Source organism: Mycobacterium sp. (assembly GCF_049585075.1).
Lineage (GTDB): Bacteria > Actinomycetota > Actinomycetes > Mycobacteriales > Mycobacteriaceae > Mycobacterium.
Genome location: NZ_JBAUZA010000517.1, coordinates 1 through 1,741, shown reverse-complemented (window position 1 = coordinate 1,741; position 1,741 = coordinate 1). Strand labels below are relative to the sequence as shown.

At 59.2% G+C, this 1,741-nt stretch carries 2 protein-coding genes and 1 pseudogene; all 3 read right to left on the bottom strand.

Annotated elements, in window-relative coordinates; all coding sequences use genetic code 11:
* Positions 1 to 156: 156 nt before the first annotated feature.
* The gene (locus WB785_RS24035; RefSeq protein WP_424082488.1) at positions 157 to 684 is read right to left on the bottom strand and encodes a hypothetical protein; all 528 of its coding nucleotides are present in this window, start codon (positions 682 to 684) and stop codon (positions 157 to 159) included.
* Between the two features lie 112 nt (positions 685 to 796).
* Complete coding sequence (locus WB785_RS24030; RefSeq protein ID WP_424082486.1) at positions 797 to 1,426, bottom strand: hypothetical protein; 630 nt, start codon at positions 1,424 to 1,426, stop codon at positions 797 to 799.
* Positions 1,423 to 1,741 (bottom strand): annotated as a pseudogene (locus WB785_RS24025) (hypothetical protein); the annotation flags it as partial. The gene WB785_RS24030 and the pseudogene WB785_RS24025, both read right to left, overlap by 4 nt.

The window sequence follows — 1,741 nt, the reverse complement described above, 5'->3', positions numbered from 1 at the left end:
GACCGGCGCCGTTGATCGCGGTTGCCCCGTACGATCCGCGTACCGGCCGTTATGTCGCTCCGGACGGGAAGTTGTACCAGCAGTCGGATCTGGCGACCTCGAAAGCGCCCAAGAAGTGGCAGGACTTATTTCCCACCTAAAGGTCGTATTGGCTAGTCAGCCGATCTTGTCCAACCGCAGCGGCAATTCGATACCCAGCCATTGGTTTTGCCCGCAGGCGCCGCTCGGGCCGATCGTCTTGTCCTTCCCGGCCAGTACCGGCGACCCGATTTGGAATTCACCAGTTCCCGCGGGATCAACTGGGTAGAAGTAGAAGGTCTGCTGCCCGGTGAACGCGGTGCCGTCCTGGCACCGCTCCCAATTCGGTACGTCACGTCTGACGTACCAGATGAGCCCGTCGGTCAAGGAGATCGGCGCGCTCCAGCCCTGGTCACTCCTCATCGTGCCGTCGCATGTCTGAAAATTTGAGCAAGAGGAGCTGATCGTCCAGGTACTGACGACCGTCGGCTCGTAGTTGTACTGGTCATTGAGCTTGGCCCAATTGCCGTTTGACGTAACACGGTACGTGCCGTTGATCGCGACGTCTTCCTTCGTCGTTGCTCCCGCCGTGGATGTCGGACCAAAAATGCCGATTACGTTGGCAGCCAACAGTATCGCGGTGGTGATCGTTCCAGCTGAACGCATCGTGTGCTCCTCGACGGGCATTAACCGAAGATGCCCATGCGACGTTGTCGACACCGGTAGCGGCGTTCTCGTGCGATGAGAATAGCACCGGCGCTATCGGCGCGGTAAGGGTTCATCCGTACGGATCCATTTTCGAGATCAGCCAGGAACCGTTGACCTTCGTGAGCGTTATTCGTACGCTGCTCGGCGTTGTCAGGGGTTCTCCTTTGTCCTTGCTCGTGGTCTCGTTGAGGAATACCAGTACGACGGCGGATTCCGGATGCAGTTCTGATACGGCCGCCCGAACCACCGCGGCCGTCTGCGCGATGTGCTTTTGCTGCACCATCGGCGTGACGAATTGTTTGGTGAATTTGTCGTAGTAGCTCAGGAAGTCCCCGGTGAGATGTGACTTCGCCCTCGCGAAGTCGCGGTCCATATTGGCCGGGGAGTACGAGAGCGACGCTACGGCACCGTCTGAAGCTGCCCGGATGGCCCGCTGAGCCGCAGCGTCATCGATCTGTCGATCCGGGCGGTACAGAAAAAAGAACACGCCGGCCGCAAGTCCCAACATGGCGACGACCACTGCGGTCAGGAGAATTGGACGCCAGTTCGCCAGACACTGATTGGTCAGGCGATTGATCACGACCATTTTGCTCGAACGCGCGTCGCGGGGCGGAGGAGCCTCGGTGCTGTCGGTCGGTGATTCCGCGTCCTCAGGTGTGGTCTCGGCGTCGTTTCGCGGCGACTCTTGCTCGGAAGTCATTGAACGAAATCGAGTTTCGACATCTTGAGCTGGCCGCCGTCCCGCTCAATATTGACACTGAGTCGCCAGAAGACCGGTGGCCGTTTCGATTTGTCGGGATTGGTGGTGTCGGATTTCGCGACTACCAGGACGACTGCCGAGTTGTCGGTCATCGACTCCACTGCGGCGTCTTGCGCGGTGGCCTTGGTGATGACCTTCGCGTCCTGTGCACTTTTCACCATGTAGGTTGACGTCGCTTCCAACTGGCTCTTGAGCGCACCCGTGGTGTTGTCAATGGTGCGTTGCACGTTTTCCGTTGCGTGGTCGGGGTCAATC